We start from the raw sequence: 22,204 nt of genomic DNA, 5'->3' as shown, positions 1-22,204 counted from the left end.
CGGTCCCTCGGGATCGAGGCCTTTTCTTTGTTTTGCGCCGCTATTGATGGGCGAAAGTACGAAGGCGCAAAAAAAAGCGATCGAGGTCGGGAACCGGCTTCAGGCGCCGCCGTTATCGGTTTGTGGAGGCGGCGACGCCCCCCGACTTGATCTGCGAAAGCTGATCATGCCGCCTCCGCGCCTCATTCTCGATGATGCCACTTCAAAGCGATCCGAAAGGGTCGCTTTTTTCTTGGCGCACACCTCGACCGAAGCCGCCGTCGCGGCCAAGATGGTGGTCAAAGAAAACGCACGGAGAGACGCCAATGGCTTCGACAAGCGGCAAGACGAACCGTCAATGGGTGCTGCGCCAGCGCCCCAAGGGCCTGATCCAGCCCGGCGATCTGGAACTGGTCGAGACGGCCATCCCTGATCTGAAGGAGAACGAGGTGCTGCTCCGCACCGTCTATCTGTCGCTGGACCCGACCAATCGCACCTGGATGAACGATTCCGAGGGCTATCTGCCGCCGGTCGGCCTGGGCGAGGTCATGCGCGGACTGACCCTGGGCGTGGTCGAAGCCTCGCGATCCAGCCGCTTCAAGGCCGGCGATGTCGTCATGCCGACCTCGGGCGGCTGGGCCGACTATGCGGTCGTGCCGGAAGGCGGTCTTCGCCCGGTTCACCGTGCGCCCGGCCTGCCGTTGACGGCCAATATGTCCGTGCTCGGCATGACCGGCCTGACCGCCTATTTCGGCGTCACCGACGTGTTGAAGGCCAAGGAAGGCGAGACCATCGTCATCTCGGCCGCCGCCGGCGCGGTCGGCTCTATCGCGGGGCAGATCGCCAAACAGCGCGGTTGCCGCGTCATCGGCATCGCGGGCGGCCCGCAGAAGTGTGCCTGGCTGACCGACGAACTCGGTTTCGACGCGGCCATCGATTACAAGAACGAGGATGTCGGCGAGGCGCTGGACCGTCTGGCCCCCGACGGCGTCGATCTGAACTTCGAGAATGTCGGCGGCGACATCATGATCGCGGTCTTCAACCGGCTGAAGGTCCACGGCCGGATGGCGGTCTGCGGCCTGGTGTCCTCCTACAATGCGACCAAGGCGCCGCCTTCGCCGAACTTCGCGCGCATCATCACCCATCGCCTGCACGTCCAGGGCTTCCTGGTCCTGGACTACGCCCCGCGCGCCCGCGAGATGGTGGCGGAAATGGGCCCGTGGCTGGCGGACGGCCGGGTGAAGTGGAGGGTTCACGTCGACGACGGGCTGGAAGGCGCGGTGGGGTCGTTGAATCGCTTGTTCACCGGCGATCACGACGGCAAGCTGCTGGTTCGCGTTTCCGAAGAACCCGCCTGAACCCAAGGTCTGCGCATGAGCGATCCGCTGCACGTCCATTTCGAAGACCTGGAGGTGGGGCAGGTCGTGCCGCTGGGCGCCTGTGCGGTCGATCAGGGGACGCTGGACGTCTTCATCGAGCGGTTCTCGCCGGGCTGGGACGTGGCCTACGGCGCGCCGGACGCCATGGTTTACGTGCTGTGGAGCCGTCTCGCGGCCGACAAGTCCGGCGGCTGGGCCCAGACCAAGGTCCTGGCCGTCGATGGGCTGCGTTACATGCGCAATCCCCCGGCGGGCGAACTGCTGCGGGGTCGCATGACGGTGATGGGCAAGGATCCGGTCGGCGACGACAAGGGCATCGTCATCGCCTCGCATGACCTGCTGGACGAGGCTGGGCGTCTGGTCTTTTCCTGCCTGACGCGGGCGCTGTTTTCGCGCCGCTGAAACGAAAAACGCCCCGCCGGCGAACCGGCGGGGCGTTGATCGATCTCCGACAGACCGGGTCTTAGTTGACCGAGGTCGGGGCCTGGGCCTGACGCATCACGGCCATGGCGATCAGGCGGTCCCAACCGACCAGCGACACCAGGTGGGCGTAGATCTGGCCCAGGGCGCCGTTGTCGCGCAGCTCGACCAGCTTCTCGGCGGGCAGGGCACGCAGCTTGTCTTCCGAGACCGCATAGTATTCGGCCAGCTTCTGCGGCTGACCCGGCGTGCCGTCGGGATTGCGCGGCGTGAAGTGGGCTTCGCGGATGTCCAGCAGGTCCAGATCCTTGACCAGGGCGACGAAGCCCTCAGTGCGCTGGCGCTCCTGTTCGAAGTTGTTGCAGAACTCCATCGCCATGTTCGTGTAGTCGCTGGGCTGGCCGTCGACGAACAGCGGGTTCTGGCCGCCTTCGGCGACGATCGACGCGCCGCGGTCGATGCACAGGATCAGGCGCTGGTTCTGCTTGTCGTCGGCGAAGACGAACGGATAGCGGCGCACATAGGCCGGCACATAGGCGTCGGCGCGGAACTCGCCGTCCGGCGCGACGAACAGGTTTTCGTTGGAGCTCAGGCCCATCACGGCGACCGGCTGGCGGTTATCGCCGGTGAAGATGATCGGATAGGACAGAGCGGCGGCCGAGAATTCGGTGACCGTCAGCGGCACGATATTGGTCTGGGCCACGAAGGCGTAGGGCTTGTCGCTCGGGTTCACGCCCAGGCCGCCGTGGACGCTCTGATCCAGCGGTTCGGGGTTGGTGTAGAAGAGGACGTTGCCTTCAAGCGGCGAATTGTTCGTGTCGGTCATGAAGCGAGGACGCTCTGGTTAAAGATCGGAGGCGCGCCTTCTAGCCCAACGCCGCGCAACCGGCAAACCCGCGATGCGTCGGTTGCAGTGGGGGTCGCCAGCCATTAGCTGTGGCATATGGGTTCCGCCTGCGATCACGACCATGACCACTCCGGCCTGAACGGCGGGGCGCTGGACCGCGCCCTGGCGGCGGCCGACGCGCGCGCGGTCCAGCAGGGCGAGCGGATGACCGCCCAGCGTCGTCGCGTCCTGGCCCTGCTGCTGGAAAGCGGCGAGCCGGTGAAGGCCTACGACCTGATCGCCCGCTTCGGCGAAGACGGCCAGGCCGCCAAGCCGCCGACCGTCTATCGGGCGCTGGAGTTTCTGGAGCGGCTGGGCATGGTGCACCGCATCGCTTCCATCAGCGCCTATGTCGCCTGCACCGACGACGGCGAGGCCGCCCACGCGGCCGCCTTCCTGATCTGCGACTGCTGCGGCGCGACGCGCGAGGTCAGCGGGCCGGACCAGAGCGCCATGAACGCCGCCGCCTCGGCCGCCGGCTACGCCATCGCCCGCACGACGATCGAGGCGCACGGTCGCTGCGCCGCCTGTCGCGACGTCGCATGACCATGGATGCGGCGTTGATGTCCCCACCGCGTCGCCTGTCCGTGCCGATCGACAATCGCTGGGGCGCTGGCGAGATGGCCGTACTGGATTTCGGCGATCCGAACCGGCCGGTCGATCTGATCTTCTCTCACGCCAACGGCTTCAACGCGGCCACCTATCGCAGCCTGTTGTCGCCCCTGTCGTCGTCCTTGCGGATCTGGGCGCCGGATCTGCGCGGCCATGGCCGATCGGCCCTGCCGACCTTCGCGCGGCCCAAGACCAGCTGGCTGGACCACCGCGACGACCTGCTGGCGCTGCTGGAAGCCATCGACGGCCCGCCCGTGGTCATGGCCGGCCATTCGATGGGCGGCACGGCCTCGCTTCTGGCGGCCGCCGTCCGGCCGGAACGGGTGTCCAGCCTGGTGCTGTTCGATCCGGTGATCTGGAAACGCTCGGCGGTCTTCGCCTTCAACCTGCCCTTCGCCCACAAGCTGATGAAGGCGATCCCCATCGCCAAGGCTGCGCTGCGCCGTCGCAGCCAGTTCGACAGCCGCGAGCAGGCCATGGCCGCCTATCGCGGGCGCGGCGCCTTCAAGGGTTGGCCCGACATGGTCCTGGCCGACTATCTTTCCGAAGGTCTGAACGAAGACGACGGCGCGTTCAGCCTGACCGCCGCGCCGGCCTGGGAGGCGGCCAACTACGCAGCCCAGGCGCACGATCCGTGGCGGGCCATGAAACGCTATCCCGGACCGGTTCGCATCCTCAAAGCCGAACACGGCGCCCTGACGCATGTGCCGGTCCAGCCCCGTGGCCTGCCCAATGTCTCGGTCGAGGTCGTGTCCGGCGGCGGGCACCTGTTCCCCATGACCCATGCCGACGTGGCGCGCGACGCCCTGTTCGACGCCGCCGTCTGAGAACGAATTCTGTAGGCGGAGCATGGGCGCGCGCTATAAGGGCGCCGCTGAGCATAACGCCCGCCGCCCGAGACGCCGCTTGTCCTTCTTCCACGCCGGTCCCGCGCCCAAAGGCGCCGGCCCCCGCTCCGGGGCGCTGCGCGACGGTTTGATCCTCGCCCCAGGCATGAAGGTCGGCCTGTTCGGCGGCTCTTTCAATCCCGCCCACGACGGCCACGCCCATGTCGCCGAGACCGCCATGCGGCGTCTAAATCTCGACCGCGTCGTCTGGCTGGTCTCGCCGCAGAACCCTTTGAAAGATGCCCGCCACAGCGCGCCGTTGGAAGACCGCATGGCCTCGGCGCGCCAGCATGCGCGCGGACCGTCGATGATCGTCTCGGATTTCGAGAGCCGGGCCGGCGTCGCCTGGACCGTCGATACCTTGCGCCTTCTGGTCGCGCGGCATCCGGGCGTGCATTTCGTCTGGCTGATGGGGTCGGACAATCTGGCCAGCTTCCACCGCTGGCGCGGCTGGACCGACATTATGCGGCTGATGCCGGTGGCGGTCATCGCCCGGCCGGGTTCGCTGCTTGACAGCCGCACGGCGCCGGCCGCCGCCCGCTTTGCCGGTTTCCGCATTCCCGCCCAGCAGGCGGGGCTTCTGCCGACGCTTCAGGCGCCCGCCTGGACCTATCTGACGGCGCCGCTCAACCCCCTGTCGTCCACGGCGATCAGGACCGGCAAAGGCGAGCGCGCGACCTCGTGATCGCCGGATGATTCGGGCGGCGGTTCACGTTGCGGCCCATCCGTGCTAGAGGGCTTCTTTAGTCAACGCTCCCGGAGCCCTCCGCTGACCCCCTCGCCCGCGTATGATACGCAAGACGCCGCCGTCTCGAATACGGCGCACGAGATGGACCCTATCGAACCTCTCCATTCCGAAGACGGCTTTGAATCCGACGCCTCCCCGCGCGGCTTCGACGATTCCGCTCCCCGCCCCATCGGCTCCACGCCGCTGGAAGAAGCCCTGCTGAGCCGCCTCGACGAGGACAAGGCCCAGGACATGGTCCTGATCGACCTGAAGGGCAAAAGCGCCATGGCCGACACCATGATCGTGGCGTCCGGTCGTTCGCACCGTCACGTCGGCGCCATCGCCGACCACCTGCTGCGCACGCTCAAGGAACAGGGGCTGGGCAAGGCCAAGGTCGAGGGCCTGCCGCACTGCGACTGGGTTCTCATCGACGCCGGCGATGTGATCGTGCACCTGTTCCGCCCGGAAGTGCGCACCTTCTACAACATCGAAAAGATCTGGGCGGTCGATTCCGCCCACCGCATGGTCCGCGACTAAGACCGTGAAGCTGAGCATCGTCGCCATCGGCCGACCGGGCCGGGGGCCTGAAGCGACGCTCGCCGACGACTACGCCAAGCGCGCCACCCTGTCGGGACGCGCGCTTGGCCTAGGTCCCCTCGAACTGATCGATCTGGAAGCCCGCAGACCCGGCAAGGCGCCGGAGGCTGAGCTGATCTTGGCTGCCGCAGAGGGCGCGCACCTGATCGCCTGCGACGAGCGCGGCAAGACCTATTCGTCGCGCGCCTTCGCCGACCACATCGCCAAACTGAGGGATCAGGGCGAGCGCCGTCTGGTCTTCGCCATCGGCGGAGCGGACGGGCTGGACGCCAGCGTGCGCGAGGCCGCGTCCTCGACCCTGGCCTTCGGTCCCCAGACCTGGCCCCACGCCCTGGCGCGCGCCATGCTGGCCGAACAACTGTATCGGGCCGTGACCATCCTGGCCGGATCGCCCTATCATCGCGACTGACATGCGTCGCGCCATACCCTTATCGCTGGCCCTGCTGACGGGTTTCGTTTGCGCCGCCCCGGCGATGAGCCGTCAGGCGCCCGAAAGCGAACTGTCGCGCATCCAGGCCGAATACCGCGACGAGACGGTGCGCGCCCGTCGTCTGCGCGCCGACGCCGACGCCGCCAAGACCGAACTGGCCCAGTTGGAGCGCCGTCTGGCCTCGCTGCGGGTGGACGAACAGACGGGCGACCGTCAGATCGACGATCAGCGCGCTCGGCTCCAGCAACTGACTGAGCGCGAGGCCGAGCTGGTCACGGATCTGGCGCGTGAGCGCGGCGCCCAGGGCCGTCTGCTCAGCGCGCTGCAGATGATGAGCCGCCGGCCGCCGCCGCCCTTGCTGGTGCCCGCCGACAAGGCCATCGACACTGTGCGCGCCTCCATCCTGCTCAAGGCCATGACGCCGGATCTGGAAAGCCGCGCCAAGGTGCTGGCCGCCCGTCAGGCCGAGATCATGCGCATCCGCCGCCTCGCCGTCCTGTCCTCGGAGCGACTGCTCACGACCGAGAGCGAGCAGGGCGACCGGCGCGGCGAGATCGAGGGGCTGACGGCGCGCAAGACCGCCCTGACCGCCGTTCTGAACGCTGAGGCCCGCGCCGCCGAACGCGCCGCCGCCGTGTTGGAACGCCGCATCCGCGAACTGGGCGGCGCGGTCCCGACCACCCAGGCCGAAGAGACGCCGACCGCTCGCCTTCCGGCCGGACGCGGTCGCCTCAGTTCGCCCGTCGCCGGCGCGCCCAGCCAGACCTGGGGCGCCGGAACCTCCGGCTGGCGCTGGCGGGCCGACCGCGCGGCCGTCACCGCGCCCGCCGACGCCAAGGTGGCCTACGCCGGGCCGCTGACGGGGTGGGGCAATGTGGTGGTGCTGGACCTCGGGCCCGGCTGGCGCGCCGTGATCGCCGGCCTGGAAAGCGTCGATGTCGGCCCGGACGCCCGGGTCTCGGACGGCCAGACCCTGGGTCGCAGCGGCCCGGACGGCGACGTCTATTTCGAACTGCGTCGCGACGAACGGCCGATCGATCCGGGACCGTGGTTGCGGTGAACCCGCAATAGTCCTTTGCATTCTCGTCTGACGCTGATTTTATCGGCGGGACGCCGCGTCGCCACGATTTGGTCGTGAGGACGGGGCCTTAACCTTCCCACGGGCGCCCATAGTGATCGGCCCGACCGAAAGAGACCGAATGCGTAAACTGCTCCTCGTCGGCTGCGCCGCTCTGGTGCTCGGCGGATCCGCCGCTGCTGTCAGCAGCCAGACCCCGCGAAACGAAACCTTCCGCATGCTGGAGCTGTTCGGCGACGTGGTGGGCATCGTCGAGCAGGCCTACGTCGTCCCGGTCGACAACAAGAAGCTGATCGAGGCCGCGCTGGCCGGCATGATGACGGCGCTGGACCCGCACTCCAACTATCTGCCGCCCTCCAATTACGACGATCTGCGCGAGCGTACCGAGGGCCAGTATTCGGGCGTCGGCCTGACCATCAGCGCCGACGGCGGCATGGTGAAGGTCATCTCGCCGATGGACGACAGCCCCGCCGCTAAGGCCGGGGTGCAGGCGGGTGACGTGATCTCCTCTATCGAGGGTCAGAACGCGGCGGGCCTGACGGTCAGCCAAGTGTCCGAGAAGCTGCGCGGCGCCGTGGGCACCAGCGTCAAGGTGACCTTCCTGCGCGACGGTTCAGACCCGCTGGAAGTGACCCTGACCCGCGAGGTCATCAAGGTTCAGTCAGTCACCGGCCGTGTCGAGGGCGACTTCGGCTATCTGCGCGTCTCGACCTTCAACGAGAACACCGGCCGCGAGCTGAACGAGGCCATCGCCAAGATCAAGGCCGAGAAGCCGGGCGTGAAGGGCTATGTCCTGGACCTGCGCAACAACGGCGGCGGCCTGCTGAACGCCGCCATCGACGTCTCCGACGCCTTCCTGGAACGCGGCGAGATCGTCAGCCAGCGGGGCCGCAAGCCCGAGCAGATCCAGCGCTATTCCGCCAAACCCGGCGACGTCACCGGCGGCCTGCCGCTGGTCGTCCTGGTCAACTACGGCTCGGCCTCGGCGTCGGAAATCGTCGCCGGCGCCCTGAAGGATCATCAGCGCGCGACCATCGTGGGCCTGACCAGCTTTGGCAAGGGTTCGGTCCAGACCGTGATCCCGCTGCGTCAGGGTCAGGACGGCGCCTTGTCGATCACGACCGCGCGCTACTACACCCCCTCGGGCGCCTCGATCCAGAAGATCGGCATCGAGCCGGACCTGGAAGTCGCGCGTTCGGAGGCCGAGGCCCGCATCGTCTCGCGCTCCAGCTTCATCTATTCCGAGGCCGCCTACGCCACGGCCCTGGACGCCTCCATCGGCGCCGAGCGCAAGGGTCCGCACACCCCGCGCGAAGCTCCGGGCGAAAAGTTCGACAAGGACAAGGACTATCAGCTTCAGCGCGCGCTGGACGTCCTGCGCGCCGGCGGCGACCTGTCGAAACTGTCGGCCCCGCCCGAAGGCATCGTCGTCACCGAACCCGGCTCGACGCCCAAGCCCGACGCCGAGCCGGCGGCGGACGTGCCGAAAGAAGAATAGGTGAGGGAAGGGCGGCGCGGGCCGCCCTTTTTCTTGCGCCTACGACAGACGGTCGCGGAAGGCCGAATAGTCGAAGTCACGCACCGTCCTCAGCGCATCCGTCTCCGAGTTCCACAGCACGATGGACGGCAGCGGCACGCCATTAAAGGTATTGGTCTTCACCATCGAATAGTGGGCCTGGTCCAGAAACGCGATCCGCGTTCCGGGCGTCGGCCGTTCGGCGAAAACGTAGTCGCCGATGATGTCGCCGGCCAGGCACGACGGCCCGCCCAGTCGCACCGTCACCCCATGCTCGGGCTCTTTCAACAGCGCGGGGCGATAGGGCGCCTCGATCACATCGGGCATATGGCAGGTGGCGGAGATGTCGGTGATGCCGATGGGCATGCCGTTTTCGAACACGTCCAGCACCTCGCCGATCAGTATGCCGGCGTCCAGCGCCACGGCCTCGCCCGGCTCCAGATAGACCTGAACCCCGTGCCTAGCCTGCAGATCGCGCACGAAGGCGATCAGATCGTCGGTCTGATAGTCGGCGCGGGTGATGTGATGCCCCCCGCCCAGGTTCAGCCATTTGATCCCGCCGAGCAGCGGCGCCAGTTTCGGCTCCACCGCCGCCCAGATGCGCGACAGCGGCTGGAAGTCCTGCTCGCACAGCGCATGGATGTGCAGACCATCGACGCCGATCAGATGGTCGGCCGTCAGTTGCGACACCGGAAAGCCCAGGCGCGAACAAGGCTGGGCCGGGTCGTATTTGGCGACCTCGCCTTCGGAATGTTCGGGATTCAGCCGCAGGCCGATCTCGAACACCTGCCCTTCAGCCCGCGCCTTGGCGATCAGATCGGCGAAACGGGCGATCTGGGCCGGGTTGTTGAAGATGACGTGGTCCGACAGACGCAGGATCTCGGGCAGGTCCTGCGCCGTATAGGCCGGCGAGTAGGTGGTGAGCTCGCCCTTGTAGAACTCGCGCGCCAGCCGCGCCTCCCACAGACCCGAGGCGCAGACCCCGTCGAGGTATTCGCCGACCACATCGGCCAGCGACCACATCGAAAACGCCTTCAGCGCCAGAAGCACGCGCGCCTCCGCTCCGTCGCGCACGCCTTTCAGCAAGGACAGATTGCGACGGATGGCCGCCTCGTCCACCACGAAGGCGGGCGAGGCGACGCGGTTCAGGTCGAAATGCGCAAAGGCGCCCGGATCGCCGGCCTGGGTCTGCATTCAGTCGGTCCGATCAGAAGTCCAGAGGGGCGTCCAGGTCCTGAACCTTCCACGGCAGGCCGTGCTTGTTCAGCATGTCCATGAAGGGGTCGGGGTCCAGCTGCTCCATGTTGAACACGCCGTCGCCCTTCCACTGGCCCGTCACCATCAGGGCCGCGCCGATCATGGCCGGCACGCCGGTGGTGTAGCTGACGGCCTGGTTGCCGGTCTCGGCATAGGCCTCTTCGTGGTCGCAGATGTTGTTGACGTAGACCGTCTTCTTGACCCCGTCCTTCAGGCCGGTGGCGATGACGCCGATGTTGGTCTTGCCCTTGGTGATCGGACCCAGCGAGGCCGGCTCGGGCAGCAAGGCCTTCAGGAACTCGATCGGAATGATCTCGCGGCCCTGGAACTGCATCGGCTCGATCGAGGTCATGCCGATGTTTTCCAGCACTTCGAGGTGCTTCAGATAGCTGTCGCCGAACGTCATCCAGAAGCGGATACGCTTGATCTCGGGATAGAACTTCGCCAGCGATTCCAGCTCCTCATGGTACATGAGGTACATGTTCTTCTGACCCACCCCCTCGAAGTCGAAGATCTGTTTGTGGCTTAGCGCCGGACCTTCGACCCACTGGCCGTTCTCCCAGTGACGCGAGTTCGCCGTCACTTCGCGCAGGTTGATCTCGGGGTTGAAGTTCGTTGCGAAGGGCAGGCCGGTATCGCCGCCGTTGCAGTCCAGGATGTCCAGCGTCTCGATGGAATCCAGCAGGTGCTTCTTGATGTAGGTGGTGAAGACCGAGGTCACGCCGGGGTCAAAGCCCGAACCCAGCAACGCCATCAGACCGGCGTCCTTGAAGCGGTCCTGATAGGCCCACTGCCACTTGTATTCGAACTTGGCCTCGTCGCGCGGCTCGTAGTTGGCGGTGTCCAGATAGTCGACGCCGGCGGCCAGGCAGGCGTCCATGATCGACAGGTCCTGATAGGGCAGGGCCAGGTTCACGACCAACTCGGGCTGCACCTTCTGGATCAGCGCCGTGGTCGCCGCCACGTCGTCAGCGTCAATGGCCGCCGTGTCGATGTCGACGCCGAAGCGCGCCTTCACGGACTGGGCGATCGCATCGCACTTGGACTTGGTGCGGCTCGCCAGGGTGATATGCGAGAAGATGTCCGCGTTCATCGCCATCTTGTGGACGGCCACCGAACTGACGCCGCCCGCGCCGATAACCAGCACCTTGCTCATCTGTGCTTCTCCCGAAGTCTGAAACCCTGGCGACAACGCCGCCCCTATAAAGGGCGCGGCTCTTAGCACGATGATGACAATCCGCTAAATCCCTGCGCCGATATTGGCTCTTATAGCGTGACCGGATCGCTCCGGTTGCCTTTGTGCGGTTTTTCCGCCATAAGCCGCCGCTTCCGACGCAAGTGAACCTCGCGTCTCCACCCACACGACAGCTCTCCGAGGAGAGAACGAGGTGGGCGAGAACCCTCCGCCGACGTGATCGTCGCCGGGGGCCGTTGTCGTATGGAGCCGTTTCACCCGTCGCCATGAGGTAGTGAATGTTCGAGGCTCTGAACGAGCGGCTGACAGGCGTCTTTGACCGGATCACCGGGCGCGGCGCCCTGTCCGAAAAGGATGTCGCCGAGGCGATGCGCGAAGTGCGCGTGGCCCTGCTCGAGGCCGACGTCGCCCTTCCGGTCGTCAAGGAATTCATCGCCTTCGCCACCGAGCGCGCGACCGGCGAAGAGGTCATCCGTTCGGTCAAGCCGGCCGATCAGGTGGTCAAGATCGTCTATGACGGCCTGATCGAGATGCTGGGCGGCGAAGAGCCTGTCCCGCTGAACACCAACGCCAATCCGCCCGCCGTGGTGCTGATGGCCGGCCTTCAGGGCTCGGGCAAGACCACGACCTCGGCCAAGCTGGCGCTGCGCCTGACCAAGTTCGATCGCAAGAAGGTCATGATGGCCTCGCTGGACACGCGCCGTCCGGCCGCGATGGAACAGCTGGCCACCCTGGGCAAGCAGATCGAGGTCGCCACCCTGCCGATCGTGGCGGGCGAGAGCGCGGTCCAGATCACGCGCCGGGCGCTGCAATCGGCCAAGCTTCAGGGTTTCGACGTCCTGATCCTCGACACGGCCGGCCGCATCACCCTGGACGAAGGGCTGATGAACGAGGTGGCCGAGGTCGCCGACATCGCCAAGCCCGTCGAGACCCTGCTGGTCGCCGACAGCCTGACCGGCCAGGACGCCGTTCGCACCGCCAAGGCCTTCCACGAGCGCCTGCCCCTGACCGGCCTGGTCTTGACCCGCGCCGACGGCGACGGTCGTGGCGGCGCCATGCTGTCGATGCGGGCCGTCACCGGCCTGCCGATCAAATATCTGGGCGCCGGCGAAAAGGTCGATGCGCTGGACGTGTTCGACGCCCGCCGCGTCGCCGGCCGCATTCTGGGTCAGGGCGATATCGTCGCCCTGGTCGAAAAGGCCAGCCAGGATCTGGACCAGGCCAAGGCCGAGAAGATGGCCCGCAAACTGGCCAAGGGTCAGTTCGATCTGGATGACCTTGCCGGCCAGCTTCAGCAGATGAAGCGGATGGGCGGGCTTCAGGGCATCATGGGCATGCTGCCCGGCGTGGCCAAGATGAAGGGGCAGATGGCCGAGAGCGGCATCGACGACCGCATGATCCTGCGTCAGGAAGCCATCATCTCCTCGATGACCAAGGCTGAGCGCAAGAAGCCCGATCTGCTGAACGCCTCGCGCAAGAAGCGCATCGCCGCCGGTGCCGGCGTCGATGTGCAGGACGTGAACCGGGTTCTGAAACAGCACCGCCAGATGGCCGATGTGGTCAAGTCGATGGCGCGCGGCGGACCCAAGAAGATGCAGCAGATGGCCGCCATGCTGGGTGGCCTCGGCGGCGGCGGCGGCATGCCCGGAATGGGCGGCGGCCCCGACATGGCCCGTCTCAAGGCATTGGGCGGCGGCAAGATGGCCGAACCTTCCGCCGACGATCTGAAAGCCATCCAGGACCGGCTCGCCGGACTGGGCGGCGGACAACTTCCGGGAGGTCTTCCTGGCCTGCCGGGCTTCCCTCCCAAGAAATAACGACTTCCTAGAAAGAGACCTGAAATGCTGAAGATTCGTCTGGCCCGCGGCGGCGCCAAGAAGCGCCCCTACTACCACATCGTCATCGCCGACTCGCACTCGCCCCGCGACGGCAAGTTCATCGAGAAGGTCGGCAGCTACAACCCGATGCTGCCCAAGGACGGCGCCACCCCGCGCGTCGCCCTGAAGGTCGAGCGCATCGCCGAATGGCTCGGCAAGGGCGCCCAGCCGACCGACCGCGTCGCCCGCTTCCTGTCGCAGGACGAGACCCTGGGTCAGAAGGTCAAGTGGACCCAGTCGAACAACCCGAACAAGGGCGCTCCGGGCAAGAAGGCGCAAGAGCGCGCCGCCGAGCGCGCCCAGCGCGAAGCCGACCGCCTGGAAGCCGAAGCCGCCGCCAAGGTCGAGGCCGCTGAAGCCGCCGCCCGCGCCAAGGAAGAGGCCGCCGCCGCCGCCGAAGCCGCCAAGAACGCTCCTGCTGCTGAAGAAGCGCCCGCCGAAGAGGCTCCGGCCGCTGACGCCGCCGCTGAGGAAGCCCCGGCTGCTGAAGCGACCGAGGAAAAGGCCGAAGGCTAAGCCTTTCGGTTTGACGATGATCAGGGCGGCGTCTTTCGACGCCGCCTTTTTCATGGGTTAAGAACACGCATGACCACGGACAGCAGATTGATCCTCGTCGGCCAGGTCGGCGGCGGCTTTGGCGTGCGGGGCGAGGTGCGGGTGACCGCCTTCACCGCCGACCCCCTGGCCCTGACCGCCTATGGCCCTCTGCTGCGCGCCGACGGGACCGTGGCCCTGACCCTGACCTCGACGCGGCCCGACAAGAACGGCGTCGTTGGCCGGGCCAAGGAGATCACGTCCAAGGAACAGGCCGACGCCCTGCGCGGCCTGAAGCTGCACGTCCCTCGCGCTCGGTTCCCCGAGCCGGACGAGGACGAATTCTACCTCGCCGACCTCTTGGGCGTTCAGGTTCGCGATATGGGGGGCGCGGTCATGGGCACGGTGAAATCGGTCCAGAACTTCGGCGCCGACGACATGCTGGAGATCGCGCCCGCCGCCGGCGGCCCGACCTGGTATCTGCCGTTCACCAAGGAAGCGACGCCGGAACTGCACCTGGCCGACGGCTGGCTTCTGGCCGTGCCGCCGACCGAGGTGGGCGAGCGCGAGCCGGACTGAAGTCTCGTCACCGCTCCCGTCGGTGTTGCGGATGGGCCGAACGGCGCCGACATAGGCCTATCGCAATAGCCGAGGCCGCACCCATGACCGACTTGTCCGCCTTCCCGATCACGCAACGCTGGCCGGCCCAGCACCCCGATCGCATCCAGCTGTATTCCCTGCCGACGCCCAATGGGGTGAAGGTCTCGATCATGCTGGAGGAGGTCGGCCTGGCCTATGAGCCGCAACTGATCGACATCACCAAGAACGAGACCTGGGGGCCGGAGTTTCTGTCGCTGAACCCCAACGGCAAGATCCCCGCCATCCTCGATCCCAACGGCCCGAACGGACAGCCGCTGGCCCTGTTCGAATCCGGCGCCATCCTGATTTATCTGGCGGAAAAGACCGGCAAACTGCTCTCGGCCGACCCGGCGACCCGCTACGAGACGATCCAGTGGGTCATGTTCCAGATGGGCGCGATCGGCCCGATGTTCGGCCAGCTGGGTTTCTTCCACCGCTTCGCGGGCAAGGAATACGAGGACAAGCGCCCGCGCGACCGCTACGTCGCCGAAAGCCGCCGCCTGCTGGGCGTGCTGGAGACGCGGCTCGCCAACGACGGGGGAGAGCCCCGCGACTGGCTTGTCGGCGACTATTCCATCGCCGATGTCGCCACCCTGGGCTGGGTCCGCAACCTGATCGGCTTCTACGAAGCGGGCGAGATCGTCGGCTTCGCCGACTTCCCGCGCGTCGCCGCCTGGCTGGAGCGCGGCTTGGCCCGCCCCGCCGTCCAGCGCGGGCTCAACATCCCGGCACGCGACTGATCTGAACTTCGCCCCGTCGGTCGCGTTATCTGCTCACAACCAACAGGAGCGCGACCGATGGGCATCTTCTCTTCGATCTGGAACAAGATCACAGGCCACAAGCCGAAGGCGGCCCCCGTTCCACCGCCCGCCTCGACGGCCGGAATTCCTGCGCCCAACGCTGCGCCGGCCCCGACCGCCGCGCCGGCCTTGCCGCCCGTCGATGTCGAGGCGGTGCTCAGCGATCTGGCGGCCTCCAAGGGCGGCGGCGGCAACTGGCGGACCTCGATCGTCGATCTGCTGAAGCTGCTGGACCTGGATTCCAGCCTGGCGGCCCGCAAGGAACTGGCCGAGGAACTGAACGTCCACGCCGGCGAGCATGGATCGGCCGAACAGAACATCGCCCTGTCCAAGGCCGTCTGGAAGAAGCTGGCCGAAAACGGTGGTCAGGTCCCGGCCTCGCTGCGCGACTAGCCCCCTCAGCTGGATCAGGCCGTCGGTCTGATCCAGCGCATCGCGGCCAGCGCCGCAAACCCTACCACGAGGCCCCAGAAGGCCGATCCGACGCCGAACAGGGTCAGGCCCGAAGCCGTCGCCGCAAATGTCAGCACCGCCGCTTCGCGCGATCCGACCTCCGTTATCATTGTCTGGAGTGCGCCCGTCAGCGGCGCGATCAGCGCCAGCCCTGTTACTGCTGCGAGCACGGCTGGCGGCATGGCGATGAACAGCCCGGCCAGCGGCGCGGCGAACAGAGCCACGACCAGATAAAGACCGCCGTAGATCACGCCCACGATCCAGCGCCTGGCGGGGTCGGGATGGGCGTCCGGCCCCGTGCAGATCGCCGCCGTGATCGCCGCCAGATTGACCCCATGCCCGCCGAACGGCGCGATCAGCAGGCTGGCGACGCCGGTCGACAGGATCAGTCGGTTGGCGGGCGGCGGATAACCGGCGCTCTGCAGGACCACCAGCCCGGGCAGGTTCTGCGCCGCCAGCGTCACCAGAAACAACGGAAAGCCCAGGCTGACCGCCGCCTTCCAATCGAAGACGGGCGCGACCGGCTCCAGATGGCCGAACAGGCCGGTGCCGGCGGGCAGGGCCAACTGCCCCCGTATCGCCAGAACTGCAAAGGCCGCCGCCAGCACGGCGGGCAAGGCCCAGGTCGGCCATAGCCGTCTGAAGATCAGGAACACCGCGATCAGCCCGACGAGCAAGGCCGTCTCGTCCGGCACGACCTTGAACAGTCTCAGCACGAACGGCAGCAGCACCCCCGCCAGCATGGCCGAGGCGACGGCCGCCGGTATCCGCGCCGCCAGCCGCCCAAGCGCCGGGATCAGGCCGGTCAGGATCATCAGCAGGGCGGCGAATATGAAGGCGCCGATCGCCGTCGGCCAGGACAGGCCCAAGGTCGAGGCCGCCAGCAGGGCCGCCCCCGGCGTGGACCAGGCCAGAACGACGGGGATTTTCAGCCGCCAGCTCAGCAAGGCGCCCGGCGCCCCGATGCCCAGGCACAGGACCGTCACCATTGACCCGATCTGGCCCGCGTCCGCACCCACGGCCTGGCCGGCCTGAACGACCAAGGCGACCGTCCCGCCAAACCCGATCACCGTCGCCACGGCGGCGGACGAAAAGGCCGAGGCGGGCAGGGCGCGCATGGAAAAGGCCGGAGCAGTCATGCCCCGGCCTTAAACCGTCGTCTTGGATGGCGGAAGGCTGGGATCCAGCCCTCCTTGATCAACCTTCGATGTCTTCCGGCAGGCCCACGGCGTGGAAGCCGGCATCGACGTGGACGACTTCGCCCGTGGTCGAACGCCCCAGGTCCGAACACAGCCACAGGGCCGCGCCCGCGACGCCCTCCATCGAGGTCTCTTCCTTGATCAGCGAGAACTGCGCCGACTTGGAGTGCAGGCCGCGCCCGCCCGAAATGCCGGCCAGCGACAGGGTGCGCATTGCCCCGGCCGAGATGGCGTTGACGCGGATGTTCTTGGGACCCAGGTCGCGCGCGATATAGCGAGTCGCCGCTTCCAGTGCGGCCTTGGCCACGCCCATGGTGTTGTAGTTCGGAATGACCCGCTCGGACCCCAGATAGGTCAGGGTGATCAGGCTGCCGCCGTTCGGCATCAGCTTGGCGGCGCGCTTGGACACGTCCACGAAGCTGAAGGCCGAGATGTTCATGGCCAGCAGGAAGCTGTCGCGCGTGGTGTTGTCCACGAAGCTGCCCTTCAACTCATCCTTGTTGGCGAAGGCCACCGAATGGACGACGAAGTCGATCGTGCCGAAGGTCTTTTCCAGTTCGGCGAAGGCCGCATCCATCGAGGCGTCGTCAGTGACGTCGGCCGGGATCAGCAGCTTGGCGCCGACGCTTTCCGCCAGCGGACGCACGCGGCGCTCCAGGCTCTCGCCCAGATAGGTGAAGGCCAGCTCGGCGCCCTGGGCGGCCAGCTGCGAGGCGATGCCCCAGGCGATGGAGCTGGAGTTGGCCACGCCCATGATCAGGCCCTTCTTGCCCTTCATGAGGTCGCCGGTCGGCATGTTCCAGCCTTCGGAAGTCGCCATGGTTCGTCTCCTGATGATTTGCGCGGAGGGTTAGCAGGGGCGGGCGTAAACCGGAACCCCCGCCGCCTTCCCTTGCGTTACAGCAGGCCCGCGATCGCTTGGCGGGCCGCATCGCCCAGGTCGGGGCGTTTCAGGGCCAGGGCGACATTGGCGCGCAGCAGGCCGATCTTGTCGCCGCAGTCGTGGGTGACGCCTTCGTATTCGACGGCGGTGAAGCCCTGGTCCGCCATCAGTCGCGCCATGGCGTCGGTCAGCTGGATCTCGCCGCCCGCGCCCTTTTCCTGCGTCGCCAGCAGGTCGAAGATTTCCGGTTGTAGGATGTAACGGCCCGAGATCGACAGGTTGGACGGCGCGGTTCCGGCGGCGGGCTTTTCGACCATGCCCTTCATGACGATGCGCGAACCGTCGCGACTAACCGGATCGACGATGCCGTATTTGTGGGTCTGATCTTCCGGGACGGATTCCACGCCGATGATGTTGCCGCCGGTTTCGGCATAGACCTCGGCCAGCTGCTTCAGGGCGCCGGGCTGAGAATCCACGATGACGTCGGGCAGGATGACGGCGAAGGGCTCGTGGCCGATGATGTCGCGCGCGCACCAGACAGCGTGGCCCAAGCCCTTGGGCTGCATCTGGCGGGTGAAGCTCATCTCCCCGGCCGAGGCCAGTTCGGCGTTCATCATCTCCAGGATGTCGGTCTTGCCCTTGGCCTGAAGCTGGGCTTCCAGTTCGATCTGGTGATCGAAATAGTCCTCGATGGCGCCCTTGGAGCGGCCGGTGACGAAGACGATGTGTTCGATCCCGGCTTCGCGCGCCTCTTCGACGATGTAGGACAGGATCGGCCGGTCGACGACGTTCAGCAGTTCCTTGGGGGTCGTCTTGGTGCCGGGCAGGACCCGGGTGCCGAGGCCCGCGACGGGCAGTACGGCCTTGCGCAGACGCGCGGGCGTGGTGGTCATCAAATCATCCTGACAGCTATCCCGCCCCTTCTACCCGGTGCGGACCGGCGAAAGAAGGGGCGGAACGGCGGTCGGGTTCCGCCCTATTTGGCGGGGCGGGCCATCGGGGTCATGGCGGCGATGGTCGCGCGCTGGGCCAGCAATTGGTCTTCCGGCAGCGGGATCAAGCCACGGTCGGCCAGATAGCCGCCCTTGCCGGCGGCGCCTTCCGACAGGAACTCCTGCACGAACTGCTGCAGGCCCGGAATGACGCCGATATGCGCCTTCTTCACATAGATGTAGAGGCTGCGCGACAGCGGGTATTCACCGCTGGCGATGGTGTCGGCGGTCGGGGCCACGCCGTCGATGGTCTCGGCCTTCACCGTGTCCAGGTTCTGCTCCAGGAACGAATAGCCGAACACGCCCAGCGAACCCGGCGTGCGGGTCAGGGTCTGGACGATGGCGTTGTCGTTCTCGCCGGAATCGATCCAAGCGCCGTCCTCGCGCAGGGTGTGGGCGATGGCTTCGAACCGGTCCTTGTCGCCTTCGATCGCCTTGGCCGCCGGCACCAGCTTGGCGCCCGGCGTCATGCCCAGCTCCAGGAAGGCGTCGCGCGTGCCCGAGGTGGGCGGCGGGCCATAGACCTGGATGCGCTGGTTCGGCAGGCCGGCGTTGACCTGGTTCCAGGTCTTGGCCGGATTGGCGACGAACTGACCGTTGGCGCCCGGCACTTCCTTGGCCAAGCCTTCGTACAGGTCGTTTAGTTCGAAGTTGAAGCCGTTGCCGTTACGGGCCGTGGCGATGACGATGCCGTCGAAGCCGATCTTGATCTCGACGATGTCGGTGACGCCGTTCTTGGCGCACAGGTCGAACTCGGACTGCTTCATCTGACGCGAGGCGTTGGCGATGTCCGGGGTGGTCGGGCCGACGCCTTGGCAGAAGGCCTGAATGCCGCCGCCGGTGCCCAGCGATTCGACGCGCGGCGCCGCGCCGCCCGAACCGCGTGCGAAGGTCTCGGCGACCCGCGTGGCGAAGGGGAAGACGGTCGACGAACCGGCCGCCCAGATGCCGGAGCGCGCGCCGGAGGCGGAGCCGCCCCCGCCGTTGTCGCCACAGGCCGCCAGGGCCAGAAGGGCGGCGGCCGAAGCCGCCAGTTTCAGTGTGCGGATCATCCAAGGCTCTCCCTGAGCATCGATTTCGCGATGCTTAGAGCAGAGGATTATGACAGTCCCGCGAAGGGAACCGCCGCCGCTACAGCAGGCGGCGGCGCATTACCTGCGACAGGGTGTCGATCAGGGTCACGGCGACCACGACGACGATCACGATGGCCGAGACGGCGCGGAAATCGAACGCGTTCATGCTGTCGAACAGCACCTGGCCGATGCCGCCCGCGCCGATCAGACCCAGAACGGTCGCGGACCGGCTGTTGGATTCGAAACGGTATAGGGCGAACGAGGTCCACAGCGGCGCGACCTGAGGCAGGACGCCCCAGACGATCTCGTGCAGCTTGCCGGCGCCGGTGGCGCGCACGCCCTCGACCGGACCCTTGTCGATCGACTCGACCGCTTCCGAGAACAGCTTGGCCAGAACCCCGGCCGTGTTCAAGGTGATGGCCAGAACCCCCGCCAGAGGCCCCAGGCCCACGGCGGTGACGAACAACAGGCCGATCACCAGATCCGGCACCGAACGCAGCAGGTTCATGATCCAGCGCACCGGCGTCACGACCCAGACGGGCGCGATGTTGCGCGCCGCCGCCAGACCCAGCGGAATGCCCAGGATCACGGCCAGGAAGGTGCCCCACAGGGCGATCTGCACCGTCTCCCACATCTTGGCGACGAACATCTTCCAGTCGCTGAAGTCGGGACGCAGCAGGTCGTGGACGAACAGCTGGGTGCTGTCGTTGCCGGCGAACAGGCGCGAGATGTTGCCCAGATCGACGGCGTCGATGCTGTACAGCAGGACGGCGGCCACGCCGCCCCAGACTAGGACGTCGGCGACCCAGGCGAGGGCGGACTTCTTGGGCGCCGCCGGAATCGCGACGGCGGGAGACGCGACTGCGGTCAAGGCCGGACCTCACGCAGGCTGCGCAGGCGTTGAAGCTCGCGCTCGGCGGCGGCGGCGGCGGCCGTGTCGCCCTTGGCGCGGGCCTCGCCCAGTTTCTGGTCGGCGATCATTTCGCGGATCGGGTCCAGATAGCTGTCGTCGGCGGCGGTGAAGCGGGAATATTCCAGGTCCGCCAGAACCTTGCGCTGCCGCTCGGCCTCGGCGCCTTCGCCCTGGCCATAGGTCAGGAAGAAGCTGCGGATCTTTTCCTTCAGCGCAGGATCCAGGTCCTCGCGCACGACGATGCCGCTCTCGGGGATCGGCGGCGAGGTCCAGATTTCCTCGATCTGGCCGGCCAGCTGCGGGTTCTCCTTGCGCATGAAGATGGTGTTCACGCTGTTGGAGGTCGCCACGTCGATCACGCCGGTCGCCACGCCGAAGGCGTTGGCCTGGTGGTTCGCCGAGCGCACGGTCTTGAAGCACTGGCTGGGGACCACGCCGCGCGGATTGAACAGGAAGGTCAGCGGGGCCAGGGTGCCCGACGTCGACTGGGCGTCGCCGATGCCGAAGTTGTACTTCTTGCCGCACGCCATGACCTGATCCAGCGTGATGCCCGATCCCTTCTTGACGATCAGGGTCGACTGATAGCTGTCCAGACCCTCGCGGTTGACGGTGCGGGCGATGACTTCGGCCTTGGCGCGATCGATGGCCTCGACCTCAGGCTTGGCCGAGAACCAGCCCACCTGGGTGTGGTTGCCGCGCATGGCCTCGACCAGGACGGTGTAGTTCGAACCGAAATAGGGCTTCACGGGCACGCCGATGGCCTTGGACATGTCGTCCAGCAACGGCTGCCACAGCGGGCCGGCCGAGGCTTGGCCTTCGGCGGACAGGATCGAGAAAGTGATCTCGCTGGGCGCGCCGCCCGCAGCCTTCTTGTCCTCGCCGCCGCCGCAGGCCGCCAGGCCCAGGATCATGACGGCGGCGCCGGCCGCGGCGATTAGACGGCGGGTGGGGGAAATGCGCGACAGGCTCATGCCTTGGTCTCCCAGAACGCGTCCTCGAACTCGGGACCGTAGATTTCGATCAGGCGCTTTTGGTCCAGCGCCGTGGACGGGCCGTCATAGACGATCTTGCCGCCTTGCAGGGCGATGACGCGGTCGCAGTAGCGGATGGCGTAGTCGACCTGGTGCAGAGTGACGATCACCCCCATGCCGTCGCGTTTGTTCAACTCGACCAGCAATTCCATGACCTTACGGGCGGACACCGGGTCCAGCGAGGCGACGGGCTCGTCGGCCAGAATGGCCTTGGCGCCCTGCACGATGGCGCGGGCGATGGCACCGCGCTGCTGTTGGCCGCCGGACAGGGTGTTGGCGCGCTGGGCGGCGTAGTCGCTGACGCCGACGCGGTGCAGGGCCGCCATGGCCTTGTCCTTGTCCGCCTGGGGCCACAGGCCCAGCAGGCCCTTCCATCCAGGCAGACGCCCCAGCGCGCCCAGCATGACGTTGGAGAACAGGCTCAGTCGCCCGACCAGATTGAACTGCTGGAAGATCATGCCCAGCTTGCCGCGCGCCTTGCGCACGGCGCCGGTGACCCGGCCGTCCTTCTGCACGGTCTCGCCGAACACCTGGATGGTGCCGGCGCCGGCGTCGATCGACTGCAGGCCGGTGATGGAGCGGAGCAGGGTGGACTTGCCCGAACCGGACGGACCGATCAGGGCGACCATTTCGCCGGAGGCCACGGAAATCGAGACGCCGTCCAGCGCCTTTCGCGATCCGAAGGTCTTCGACACGTCACGCGCCAGGACAAGCCCAGGGGCGGCGGCGGCTGCGGATGAACTCATGAACTCGCTAGGAGGCTATGGCGAAGGGGCGCCGCAATAAGCTGAAATCGCTCTCGGGCAAGTCCTAATCGCACGTCGGGCGCAATCTCGTCCAGACCCGA

The 22,204-nt window shown here is 67.1% G+C and carries 24 protein-coding genes; 14 read left to right on the top strand and 10 right to left on the bottom strand.

Going from position 1 to position 22,204, the window contains the following annotated elements:
* The first annotated feature begins 305 nt into the window (after positions 1 to 305).
* Both BLR19_RS11640 and BLR19_RS11635 read left to right on the top strand, forming a co-directional pair.
* Positions 306 to 1,337 (top strand): NADP-dependent oxidoreductase, encoded by a 1,032-nt coding sequence (locus tag BLR19_RS11640; RefSeq protein WP_091751151.1) that lies wholly within the window; start codon positions 306 to 308, stop codon positions 1,335 to 1,337.
* 15 nt (positions 1,338 to 1,352) lie between these two features.
* The gene (locus BLR19_RS11635) at positions 1,353 to 1,760 is read left to right on the top strand and encodes a hotdog family protein (RefSeq protein WP_091751148.1); all 408 of its coding nucleotides are present in this window, start codon (positions 1,353 to 1,355) and stop codon (positions 1,758 to 1,760) included.
* Positions 1,761 to 1,821: 61 nt separating this feature from the next.
* Here BLR19_RS11635 and BLR19_RS11630 read toward each other — a convergent pair whose 3' ends face one another.
* A complete protein-coding gene (locus tag BLR19_RS11630; RefSeq protein WP_055754556.1) occupies positions 1,822 to 2,604 on the bottom strand; it encodes a SapC family protein in 783 nt (260 codons plus the stop codon).
* Positions 2,605 to 2,721: 117 nt separating this feature from the next.
* On the opposite strand from BLR19_RS11630, the gene BLR19_RS11625 reads away from it, so the two are divergent.
* The 7 genes from BLR19_RS11625 to BLR19_RS11595 all read left to right on the top strand — a co-directional run bounded on the left by BLR19_RS11625 (position 2,722) and on the right by BLR19_RS11595 (position 8,493).
* Complete coding sequence (locus BLR19_RS11625) at positions 2,722 to 3,210, top strand: Fur family transcriptional regulator (protein WP_091751143.1); 489 nt, start codon at positions 2,722 to 2,724, stop codon at positions 3,208 to 3,210.
* Positions 3,211 to 3,212: 2 nt separating this feature from the next.
* On the top strand, positions 3,213 to 4,103 hold the full coding sequence (locus tag BLR19_RS11620; RefSeq protein WP_218119414.1) for an alpha/beta fold hydrolase: 891 nt from the start codon (positions 3,213 to 3,215) through the stop codon (positions 4,101 to 4,103).
* Positions 4,104 to 4,125: 22 nt separating this feature from the next.
* Positions 4,126 to 4,848: a nicotinate-nucleotide adenylyltransferase gene (locus BLR19_RS11615; protein WP_255366622.1), complete on the top strand. Its 723-nt coding sequence runs from the start codon at positions 4,126 to 4,128 to the stop codon at positions 4,846 to 4,848.
* A 144-nt stretch (positions 4,849 to 4,992) separates the two neighbouring features.
* Positions 4,993 to 5,427, top strand: coding sequence for a ribosome silencing factor (gene rsfS, locus BLR19_RS11610; protein WP_091751131.1), 435 nt, complete (start codon positions 4,993 to 4,995; stop codon positions 5,425 to 5,427).
* A 4-nt stretch (positions 5,428 to 5,431) separates the two neighbouring features.
* Positions 5,432 to 5,896 (top strand): 23S rRNA (pseudouridine(1915)-N(3))-methyltransferase RlmH, encoded by a 465-nt coding sequence (rlmH, locus tag BLR19_RS11605; protein WP_066554030.1) that lies wholly within the window; start codon positions 5,432 to 5,434, stop codon positions 5,894 to 5,896.
* Between the two features lies 1 nt (position 5,897).
* A complete protein-coding gene (locus BLR19_RS11600; RefSeq protein ID WP_091751128.1) occupies positions 5,898 to 6,977 on the top strand; it encodes a murein hydrolase activator EnvC family protein in 1,080 nt (359 codons plus the stop codon).
* 139 nt (positions 6,978 to 7,116) lie between these two features.
* Positions 7,117 to 8,493 (top strand): S41 family peptidase, encoded by a 1,377-nt coding sequence (locus tag BLR19_RS11595; RefSeq protein ID WP_091751125.1) that lies wholly within the window; start codon positions 7,117 to 7,119, stop codon positions 8,491 to 8,493.
* Positions 8,494 to 8,532: 39 nt separating this feature from the next.
* Here BLR19_RS11595 and BLR19_RS11590 read toward each other — a convergent pair whose 3' ends face one another.
* Both BLR19_RS11590 and BLR19_RS11585 read right to left on the bottom strand, forming a co-directional pair.
* Positions 8,533 to 9,705, bottom strand: coding sequence for a carboxynorspermidine decarboxylase (locus tag BLR19_RS11590; RefSeq protein ID WP_091751122.1), 1,173 nt, complete (start codon positions 9,703 to 9,705; stop codon positions 8,533 to 8,535).
* A gap of 13 nt (positions 9,706 to 9,718) precedes the next feature.
* Entirely contained in the window at positions 9,719 to 10,924 is a 1,206-nt protein-coding gene (locus BLR19_RS11585; RefSeq protein ID WP_091751119.1) for a saccharopine dehydrogenase family protein, read from the bottom strand.
* Between the two features lie 317 nt (positions 10,925 to 11,241).
* Here BLR19_RS11585 and ffh point away from each other — a divergent pair, with 317 nt between their 5' ends.
* The 5 genes from ffh to BLR19_RS11560 all read left to right on the top strand — a co-directional run bounded on the left by ffh (position 11,242) and on the right by BLR19_RS11560 (position 15,206).
* Positions 11,242 to 12,780 carry a signal recognition particle protein gene (ffh, locus tag BLR19_RS11580; protein WP_039245836.1) on the top strand — a complete coding sequence of 513 codons (1,539 nt, stop codon included), beginning with the start codon at positions 11,242 to 11,244 and terminating at the stop codon, positions 12,778 to 12,780.
* A gap of 24 nt (positions 12,781 to 12,804) precedes the next feature.
* Positions 12,805 to 13,356, top strand: coding sequence for a 30S ribosomal protein S16 (gene rpsP, locus BLR19_RS11575; RefSeq protein WP_055754551.1), 552 nt, complete (start codon positions 12,805 to 12,807; stop codon positions 13,354 to 13,356).
* Between the two features lie 69 nt (positions 13,357 to 13,425).
* Positions 13,426 to 13,953 (top strand): ribosome maturation factor RimM, encoded by a 528-nt coding sequence (rimM, locus tag BLR19_RS11570; protein WP_055754550.1) that lies wholly within the window; start codon positions 13,426 to 13,428, stop codon positions 13,951 to 13,953.
* A gap of 83 nt (positions 13,954 to 14,036) precedes the next feature.
* On the top strand, positions 14,037 to 14,753 hold the full coding sequence (locus BLR19_RS11565) for a glutathione S-transferase N-terminal domain-containing protein (protein ID WP_091751116.1): 717 nt from the start codon (positions 14,037 to 14,039) through the stop codon (positions 14,751 to 14,753).
* 57 nt (positions 14,754 to 14,810) lie between these two features.
* Positions 14,811 to 15,206, top strand: a complete 396-nt coding sequence (locus tag BLR19_RS11560) for a DUF3597 family protein (RefSeq protein WP_039245841.1) — start codon at positions 14,811 to 14,813, stop codon at positions 15,204 to 15,206.
* A gap of 14 nt (positions 15,207 to 15,220) precedes the next feature.
* Here the strand turns inward: BLR19_RS11560 and BLR19_RS11555 are convergent, their stop codons facing one another.
* The 7 genes from BLR19_RS11555 to phnC all read right to left on the bottom strand — a co-directional run bounded on the left by BLR19_RS11555 (position 15,221) and on the right by phnC (position 22,103).
* Positions 15,221 to 16,405 carry a benzoate/H(+) symporter BenE family transporter gene (locus BLR19_RS11555; protein ID WP_255366620.1) on the bottom strand — a complete coding sequence of 395 codons (1,185 nt, stop codon included), beginning with the start codon at positions 16,403 to 16,405 and terminating at the stop codon, positions 15,221 to 15,223.
* Between the two features lie 58 nt (positions 16,406 to 16,463).
* Positions 16,464 to 17,261: an enoyl-ACP reductase FabI gene (locus BLR19_RS11550; protein ID WP_169802112.1), complete on the bottom strand. Its 798-nt coding sequence runs from the start codon at positions 17,259 to 17,261 to the stop codon at positions 16,464 to 16,466.
* A gap of 101 nt (positions 17,262 to 17,362) precedes the next feature.
* A complete protein-coding gene (galU, locus tag BLR19_RS11545) occupies positions 17,363 to 18,241 on the bottom strand; it encodes a UTP--glucose-1-phosphate uridylyltransferase GalU (RefSeq protein WP_091751108.1) in 879 nt (292 codons plus the stop codon).
* Between the two features lie 83 nt (positions 18,242 to 18,324).
* Positions 18,325 to 19,392 carry a substrate-binding domain-containing protein gene (locus tag BLR19_RS11540; RefSeq protein WP_091751105.1) on the bottom strand — a complete coding sequence of 356 codons (1,068 nt, stop codon included), beginning with the start codon at positions 19,390 to 19,392 and terminating at the stop codon, positions 18,325 to 18,327.
* Positions 19,393 to 19,471: 79 nt separating this feature from the next.
* Complete coding sequence (phnE, locus tag BLR19_RS11535; RefSeq protein ID WP_045809538.1) at positions 19,472 to 20,284, bottom strand: phosphonate ABC transporter, permease protein PhnE; 813 nt, start codon at positions 20,282 to 20,284, stop codon at positions 19,472 to 19,474.
* Positions 20,281 to 21,297: a phosphate/phosphite/phosphonate ABC transporter substrate-binding protein gene (gene phnD / locus BLR19_RS11530; protein ID WP_055754543.1), complete on the bottom strand. Its 1,017-nt coding sequence runs from the start codon at positions 21,295 to 21,297 to the stop codon at positions 20,281 to 20,283. Before phnD ends, phnE begins: the two co-directional genes overlap by 4 nt.
* Positions 21,294 to 22,103, bottom strand: coding sequence for a phosphonate ABC transporter ATP-binding protein (gene phnC / locus BLR19_RS11525; protein WP_055808912.1), 810 nt, complete (start codon positions 22,101 to 22,103; stop codon positions 21,294 to 21,296). The genes phnD and phnC overlap by 4 nt, the downstream gene beginning before the upstream one ends.
* Positions 22,104 to 22,204: the final 101 nt, after the last annotated feature.

The sequence above is a fragment of the Brevundimonas sp. 374 genome (assembly GCF_900102995.1).
GTDB lineage: Bacteria > Pseudomonadota > Alphaproteobacteria > Caulobacterales > Caulobacteraceae > Brevundimonas > Brevundimonas vesicularis_C.
Note: the sequence above shows the minus strand (reverse complement) of the source record. Positions and strands in the feature narration are given on the sequence as shown.